The sequence below is a fragment of the Nocardia sp. NPDC003482 genome (assembly GCF_053588115.1).
This window is the reverse complement of record NZ_JBSFPI010000056.1, coordinates 1-7,435: the sequence shown is the minus strand read 5'-3', so window position 1 is coordinate 7,435 and position 7,435 is coordinate 1. Positions and strand designations below refer to the sequence as shown.

7 protein-coding genes are annotated in these 7,435 nt (G+C 66.8%); 6 read left to right on the top strand and 1 reads right to left on the bottom strand.

Annotated features, from left to right (window positions below; genetic code table 11):
* The first annotated feature begins 824 nt into the window (after positions 1 to 824).
* The 5 genes from ACWDSJ_RS37680 (at position 825) to ACWDSJ_RS37660 (ending at position 5,875) form a co-directional block, all read left to right on the top strand.
* Complete coding sequence (locus tag ACWDSJ_RS37680) at positions 825 to 1,037, top strand: hypothetical protein (protein WP_450037653.1); 213 nt, start codon at positions 825 to 827, stop codon at positions 1,035 to 1,037.
* 762 nt (positions 1,038 to 1,799) lie between these two features.
* Positions 1,800 to 3,170 (top strand): dihydrolipoyl dehydrogenase family protein, encoded by a 1,371-nt coding sequence (locus tag ACWDSJ_RS37675; RefSeq protein ID WP_450037652.1) that lies wholly within the window; start codon positions 1,800 to 1,802, stop codon positions 3,168 to 3,170.
* Positions 3,170 to 3,508 (top strand): MmcQ/YjbR family DNA-binding protein, encoded by a 339-nt coding sequence (locus ACWDSJ_RS37670; protein WP_450037651.1) that lies wholly within the window; start codon positions 3,170 to 3,172, stop codon positions 3,506 to 3,508. The genes ACWDSJ_RS37675 and ACWDSJ_RS37670 overlap by 1 nt, the downstream gene beginning before the upstream one ends.
* 76 nt (positions 3,509 to 3,584) lie before the next feature.
* A complete protein-coding gene (locus ACWDSJ_RS37665) occupies positions 3,585 to 4,025 on the top strand; it encodes a nuclear transport factor 2 family protein (protein WP_450037656.1) in 441 nt (146 codons plus the stop codon).
* A 68-nt stretch (positions 4,026 to 4,093) separates the two neighbouring features.
* The gene (locus ACWDSJ_RS37660; RefSeq protein WP_450037650.1) at positions 4,094 to 5,875 is read left to right on the top strand and encodes a thiamine pyrophosphate-requiring protein; all 1,782 of its coding nucleotides are present in this window, start codon (positions 4,094 to 4,096) and stop codon (positions 5,873 to 5,875) included.
* Here the strand turns inward: ACWDSJ_RS37660 and ACWDSJ_RS37655 are convergent.
* Positions 5,829 to 6,098: a hypothetical protein gene (locus ACWDSJ_RS37655; RefSeq protein ID WP_450037649.1), complete on the bottom strand. Its 270-nt coding sequence runs from the start codon at positions 6,096 to 6,098 to the stop codon at positions 5,829 to 5,831. The genes ACWDSJ_RS37660 and ACWDSJ_RS37655 overlap by 47 nt on opposite strands.
* 185 nt (positions 6,099 to 6,283) lie before the next feature.
* Between ACWDSJ_RS37655 and ACWDSJ_RS37650 the strand changes: the two genes are divergently transcribed.
* Entirely contained in the window at positions 6,284 to 7,273 is a 990-nt protein-coding gene (locus ACWDSJ_RS37650; RefSeq protein WP_450037655.1) for an LLM class flavin-dependent oxidoreductase, read from the top strand.
* The last annotated feature ends 162 nt before the right edge of the window (positions 7,274 to 7,435 follow it).

Below are 7,435 nucleotides of genomic sequence, written 5' to 3'. Positions count from 1 at the left end.
CACCGACCAGGAGGAAACCACCCCAGCACTGACCGCCTGACCGAACAGGATCACGCGGCAATCACCCCGTTACACCACCCGTTTGGACTTGACCGTTAAACATCGATCTTGCGCTGTCCGCTCGACCGACCCCTGCGGGCCACATCCCTGTGAAGCCTGCGGCGGGACCTGTCCACCCGGGCGACCCATCCTCGAAAAACCGGCACTCGCGCATGAAACAAATGCTTGTCTCGGGCGAGCAACCGTCCGGTTGTCTTATTTAAGCCATTTGGCATAGTTTCGGAACACGTCGCGCTTCCGGGCGCGATGGCTGGCGTGCACGAGTCATTTCATCTTTTCGCGAAATCGCGAAGACGAGTGGCGGCGCGAGAGGCTCAGCGAACTCCAGGAAACCACCTGCGGGGCCGAACGAAAGTGCATCTGCATGTTGCAGCGGAGCGGGGCTGACAGAAATTTCCATTCCACAGGCTGTGGATAGCTCGACATCCTGCGTTTTTCGGCCTGTGATAGTACCGGGATGTTCCCGTGATGCCGCTTGCTATAGCACATAGGAAACTCGGGCACAAGACCATTACGGGAGACCGCGACCCCAGATCCGGGCGATGCGCTGCCGGTTTGCTCGCTCCCGGCACGCGGGAGGGCTCGCGTGCCGACCGCTTGGTTACGCGGGCGCTCGCTTAAACTGTCGTGCCGATGGACAGGGCGGCGTCACCTTCTGATCGGGTACGGTTCATCCGCTCGAACTCCGAGCGCGCCCGGGAGCTGGGGTTGCTCAGGCTACCCTCAGTTCCGCTCATTTCAACTGCACAGTGAGGAGATCCTTCTTGAAATGGCGTCACAGATTTGTGGCAAACAAGAATTCGATGAGAGGAGAGGAGGTAATACGGGAAAAAGAAGAGACCCCGGCTGCCGCTAATGGCAAAGCCACAGCCGAGGTCTCCTTCACCATCCAACTGTCCGTTCCGATGACCGTTTTGACGCACATCGGCAGCTCCGGAGCAACACTGGCGCTCGTCGCGATCGCACAGCACCTCTGAAGCTGAACCACACAGTAGGCGGCCGCCGGGATGCACCCCGGCGGTCGCTTTTCGTGCAGCCGAGACAGCCGGACATCTCACCCTACCTCATGCGCCTGACCTGCACAGATCGCCCGGCAAGTTAACGGGGATGTGTGCGCTGGCACACGTATCGGCAGCGCAGGGGTATGAAGTTTTCGAACTCCGCAGGGGATAGCAACCCAATCCGCTCGCGCCAGATAGTACTACCGTCATCAATGTAATTCCGGTATTACCGGACGATCCCGCGTAGGGGATTCGTCGCTATCACAAGATCGGGGCAGCCATGCTTATGAGCGCTACTCCTTGACACGCTTGCGTGACATGCCATGTCAAGCCGACCTGATGAAACCAAACAGTCGTCATCCGGTGAATTCGGTCCGGAAACCCCTGGTATTCCGTCACAGCATCTGTGACAGACATCGCACTCTACTTGCCCCCTCCTCCGCCGAGCTTCTCGGCTCCCGATCGGACCGCGTCCCGCGCTCCTCGCAGCGACTGCTTCGCGGCGACCTCACGAATCCTACTGTGCCCGAAGCGGATTGAGCACCTCGAGACCGGTGAAGACCATATTCGCCCAGCACACATCCATTCTGGAAGGCCCCGCCGTTCAGTGGCCCATCTACTTCGACTCCCCGCGGCCGGATTCGGTTCCCTCTCCGCGCCCCAGATCCGCGCCGACCGACCCACCCCGTGCAAGCATGGGCAGCAGGCCAGCCGTCACCCCGACCCCAGGAGGAGCACATGCCCGCAGAAACCGTGGACGCCGTCGTGGTCGGACTCGGCCCCGGCGGCGAGGACCTCGCCACCCGCCTCGCCAAGGCCGGGCTGACCGTCGTCGGCGTCGAGGGTCGTCTGGTCGGTGGCGAATGTCCGTATTACGCCTGCGTGCCCACCAAGATGATGGTCCGGGCCGCGGAGTCCTTGGCCGAGGGGCGGCGGGTGGGGGAGTTGGCGGGGGACGCGGAGGTGCGGCCCGATTGGGCTCCGGTGGCGAGGCGTATTCGGGACGAGGCTACCGACAACTGGGATGACACCGTTGCCGTCGAGCGGTTCGAGAAGGCCGGGGGGCGGTTCGTGCGGGGGTGGGGGCGGATTTCGGCGCCGGGGGAGGTGACCGTCGCTACGGCCGAGGGGGATCGGGTGTTTCGGGCGAGTAGGGCGATCGTGTTGAATCCCGGTACGGCTCCGGCGGTTCCGCCGATCGAGGGGCTTGCCGATACCCCGTACTGGACCAATCGCGAGGCCGTCACCACGACCTCGGTACCGGAGTCGCTCGTCGTGCTCGGCGGCGGCCCGGTCGGGATGGAGTTCGCGCAGGTCTTCGCCCGGTTCGGGGCGAAGGTGACGGTCGTGGTGCGGAGCCGGATTCTGCCGAAGGAGGAGCCGGAGGCCGCAGCGGTGGTGTCGAAGGTGTTCGCGGAGGAGGGGATCACGATCCGCGAAGGGGTCGATACGAAGCGGGTCGAGCACGACGGTGAGCGGTTCACCGTCCATCTGAGCGAGGGGGAGCCGCTCGAGGTGGAGAACCTGCTGGTCGCGGCCGGGCGACGAAGGGACTTGGCGGCGTTGGGAATCGGCGCGGTCGGGTTGGACGAGCACGCGCGCGGCATCGAGGTCGACGATCGTCTGCGCGCCGCGGACGGCGTCTGGGCGATCGGGGACGTCACCGGGAAGGGCGCGTTCACGCACATGTCGATGTATCAGGCGCGCATCGCCGCGGCCGACATCCTCGGCGACTCCTCGGAAACCGCCCAGTACCACGCGGTTCCGCGCGTGACGTTTACCGATCCGGAGGTCGGCGCGGTCGGCCTGACCGAGGCGCAGGCCCGCGACGAGGGGCTGAGCGTGCGCACCTCCGTGACCGATCTCGCCTCCTCGACCCGCGGCTGGATCCACAAGGCGGGCAACGCGGGCCTGATCAAACTGGTCGAGGACGCCGACCGCGGCGTGCTCGTGGGCGCGACGTCGGTGGGTCCGGCGGGCGGCGAGGTGCTCGGCGCGTTGGCCGTGGCCGTGCACGCGGGCGTGCCCACGACGACCTTCCGCCAAATGATCTACGCCTACCCGACCTTCCATCGCGCCATCGAGGCCGCCCTGGACGGATTGCGCTGATGTCGGACGCCGCGGCCGCGCGTCGCGTCGCGCTCGGTCTGCCCGAGGCGGTCGAGCAGTCCCACCACGGCTTTCCGTCGTTCCGGGTGCGCGGCAAGATCTTCGCCACCCTCCCGGAACCGGATCGCCTCAACGTCATGTGCGACGAAATCGGCATCCGGGAGGCCGTGGCCGAGAATCCGGGGACGTGCGCCGAGCAGTGGTGGGGTAAGCGGCTGTCCGCGGTGCGGGTGGACCTCGCCGCCGCGGACGAGCGGCTGCTGACCGAACTGCTCACCGACGCGTGGCGATACAAGGCTCCCCGGGCGCTCGTGGCCCGGTTCGATTCCGACGGGTAGCACTTTCCGCGTTTTCGCCCCCGCGCCACCGCGGCCTGATGACATGATCGAAAGGCTCGGCACCCCGGAGGCGAAGATGTTGTCCCTACAGGAGATTTCGGATCGGCTGGAGATCGAGGATCTGCTCGTCCGGTACTCGCACGCCGTGGACAGCGGGCAGTGGGATCTGCTCGACGACATCTTCACCCCGGACGCGCACATCGACTACACGGCCACGGGCGGCCCGGCGGGCGATCTGACCGAGACCAAACGCTTCCTCGCCACGGTGCTGCCGAATTTTCTTGCCTACCAACATCTCATGGGCAACTCCTCGATCAGCGTCGACGGGGACACGGCCACCGCACGCAGCATGTGCCACAACCCGATGCTCGTCCCGGGCGGCGACGGCCGGCCGACGCTCATGCTCAACGGCCTGTGGTACCTCGACAGTTTCGTGCGGGTGGACGGCCGCTGGCGGATGACCCGGCGATCCCAGGAGAAGAGCTACATGTTCCTCGCTCCCCCGGCCGGGGCGTGATTGAGCCTCCGGGCACCGGGTAGCACGCGGTTGACGACACGTTTCCGCGCGCGGATCAGGAGGAGTCGATGGCGATGCAGGTGGGCGACCAGGTAGTGCGACGACTGCGGGAGTGGGGGGTCGAGCAGGTGTTCGGCTATCCCGGTGACGGCATCAACGGACTGGTCGCCGCCTTCGGACGCGCGGACAACCAACCGCGTTTCGTGCAGGCCCGGCACGAGGAGATGGCCGCGTTCGAGGCCGTCGGCTACGCCAAGTTCAGCGGTAGGGTCGGCGTCTGCACCGCCACCTCCGGGCCGGGCGCGATCCATCTGCTCAACGGGCTCTACGACGCCAAACTCGATCACGTCCCGGTGGTCGCGATCGTCGGCCAGACCGCGCGCAGCGCGATGGGCGGCAGCTATCAGCAGGAGGTCGACCTGCAAGCGCTGTTCAAGGACGTCGCCTCCGCCTATCTGGTCGAGGTCAATGTCCCCAGCCAGCTGCCCAACGCCCTCGATCGCGCGTTCCGCACGGCCATGACCCACCGCACCCCCACGGCGGTGATCATTCCGTCGGACCTGCAGGAGGAGGAGTACGAGCCGCCGCAGCACGCGTTCAAGCAGGTGCCCTCCAGCCCGCCCAGCACCCTGCCGTCGACGACCGTGCCCGCCGAGGAGGAGATCCGCCGCGCGGCGGAGGTGCTCAACGCGGGCGGTAAGGTCGCGATCCTCATCGGTCAGGGCGCGCGCGAGGCGGCCGACGAGGTGGTCCAGGTCGCCGAGCTCACCGGCGCAGGTGTGGCGAAAGCGTTGCTGGGCAAGGACGTTCTGCCCGATGATCTGCCCTTCGTCACCGGGCCGATCGGATTGCTCGGCAGCCGTCCCAGCTACGAGTTGATGCGCGACTGCGACACGCTGCTGATCGTCGGCTCGAATTTCCCCTATTCCCAATTCCTTCCGGAGTTCGGGCAGGCGCGCGCGGTGCAGATCGATCTGGACGGCGCGATGATCGGGATGCGCTACCCGACCGAGGTGAATCTGGTCGGCAGCTCCAAAGCGACATTGCGACAACTGATTCCGCTGCTCCACCGCAAGGAGGACCGGTCCTGGCGGGAGAAGGTGGAGAAGAACGTCGAGCACTGGTGGCAGACCGTCGAGCATCAGTCCAAGGTTTCCGCCGAACCCGTCAATCCGATGCGGGTGGTGTGGGAACTGTCGGAGCAGATTCCCGAGAACGCCATCGTCACAGCCGATTCCGGTTCGGCGGCCAACTGGTATGCCCGCTGTCTGCGGTTCCGCGGCCACATGCGTGGTTCGCTGTCGGGAACTCTGGCGACCATGGGACCGGGCGTCCCGTACGCGATCGGCGCGAAATTCGCGCATCCCGATCGTCCCGCCATCGCCATCGTGGGTGACGGGGCGATGCAGATGAACGGGCTGGCGGAGCTGATGACGGTCGCGCGATATCGCGAATTGTGGTCCGATCCGCGGCTGGTGGTGTGCGTGCTGCACAACAACGATCTGAACCAGGTCACCTGGGAACTGCGCGCGATGGGCGGCAACCCCAAATTCGAACAGTCCCAAGATCTTCCGGACATCTCCTACGCGGATGTCGCCCGATGCTTCGGCCTGCACGCGATCACCGTGGACGACCCCGATCAGCTGGCGGACGCGTGGCGGCAGGCGCTGTCCGCGGATGTCCCGACCGTGCTGGATGTGCTGACCGATCCGGAGATGCCGCCGATCCCGCCGCACGCCACCTTCGAGCAGATCAAGGATATGGGCCAGGCCGTTCTGCGCGGCGATCCCGACGCCTGGCACCTCATGGTTCAGGGCGCGAAGGCCAAGGCGCAGGAACTCCGCCGCTGAGCGAGGCGGCCGGTGCGGGGGCGATCGCGGCTCGCACCGGCGGCCGGGGTTGGGCCGGGGGCGCGCAGTTGCGGCCGTGGTCGACCCCGTCGAGCAGGCAGCGTCCGCAGACCCGGTGCGCCAGCTCGAGATCGGTGGCCGACTGGTCGTGGGCCAGCCACCAGCACGCCACGCCCGCCGCCGCGATGAGCAGCGCCGAGATCACGACGGACAGTACGACCATCGGCCCTCCCGTTGCCGCAGGTTGGATACTGACATTAATTCACAGACGTGTCGCGGCGGTCGCAGACGCGTCCACCAGAATCGTCCTCCCCAAGGACCAGGGAGAACAAGGGCCAGTCGCAGCATGGGCGTTTAGCGAGGCTCAACGGTGAAATTTTGTGTCAGGGTGCGGGCGTTGTGCCCGGCATGAGTGCGGTGCGGTTCTCGATCCTCGATCGCTCCCGGGTCCGGCGGGGGCAGAGTCATCCGGAGGCGCTGCGGGAGACGGTCGAATTCGCGCGGCTGGCCGAGGAGTGGGGGTATCACCGGTTCTGGGTGGCGGAGCATCACAGCGTGCCCGGTGTGGCCGGTTCGGCGCCGACCGTGCTGGCAGCGGCGGTCGCGGCCGCGACGAGCCGGATCCGGGTGGGGACCGGCGGGGTGATGCTGCCGAATCATCGACCGCTGGTGGTGGCCGAGCAGTTCGGTGTGCTGGAGTCGTTGTTTCCGGGGCGGATCGATATGGGGCTGGGTCGTTCGGTCGGGTTCACCGGCGGGGTGCGGCGGGCGCTCGGGCACGGTAAGGACGACGCCGAGGACTTCGACGCGCGGCTGACGGAGTTGCTCGAGTATCTGTCACGGGGGCGTGACGGCGTGCACGCCTGGCCCGCCGAGGGGCTGCGGATTCCCGCGTATCTGCTGGCGACCGGTTCGGGGGCGGCGCGGGCGGCGCGCTTCGGCCTCCCCCTGGTCATCGCGAACGTCCGTGGTGAGGCGGCGTTGGCCGAGGCGATCGCCGACTACCGCAAGGACTTTCGGCCCACCCCCTGGGGCGACTCCCCCTATGTGATGATCTCGACCACCGTCCTCATCGCCGACACCGAAGCCGAGGCGCACCGCCTCCTGCTCCCCGAGGCCTGGGCCGCCGCCTACTCCCGCACCCACGGCGAATTCCCGCCCCTGATCCCACCCGAGGACATCCACCCCGAAACCCTCCCCCCGAGGCAGCGCCGCTACCTGGAAGACGCCCTCCGCCACCACATCTCGGGCACCGAGGACACCGTCGCCGAATCCCTCGAATCCCTCCTCTCCCGAACCACCCCCGACGAAATCCTCGTCCACACCAGCACCCACGACCCCCTCGCCCGCCGCGCCTCCCACCAACACCTGTCCCACCTGCTCTCCCTCCACCCGTGAACGAACCCAGCCGCACCCTTTATTCGCATCCGCACCCCTTGCAGGGGGGTGCAAGGGGTGCGGATCGGAATAAAGACATCCCAGGGTCTTTGGGTGTCAAGCGGGGGCCGGGTTGTGGGTGGGCCAGGCGGTGGTTTCGTTGTAGGGGGTGTGGGTGGTGAG

Coding starts and splice junctions, on each gene's coding strand:
- ACWDSJ_RS37675 (WP_450037652.1), top strand. CDS start 1,800: ATGCCCGCAGAAACCGTGGACGCCGTCGTGGTCGGACTCGGCCCCGGC.
- ACWDSJ_RS37670 (WP_450037651.1), top strand. CDS start 3,170: ATGTCGGACGCCGCGGCCGCGCGTCGCGTCGCGCTCGGTCTGCCCGAG.
- ACWDSJ_RS37665 (WP_450037656.1), top strand. CDS start 3,585: ATGTTGTCCCTACAGGAGATTTCGGATCGGCTGGAGATCGAGGATCTG.
- ACWDSJ_RS37660 (WP_450037650.1), top strand. CDS start 4,094: ATGGCGATGCAGGTGGGCGACCAGGTAGTGCGACGACTGCGGGAGTGG.
- ACWDSJ_RS37655 (WP_450037649.1), bottom strand. CDS start 6,098: ATGGTCGTACTGTCCGTCGTGATCTCGGCGCTGCTCATCGCGGCGGCG.
- ACWDSJ_RS37650 (WP_450037655.1), top strand. CDS start 6,284: ATGAGTGCGGTGCGGTTCTCGATCCTCGATCGCTCCCGGGTCCGGCGG.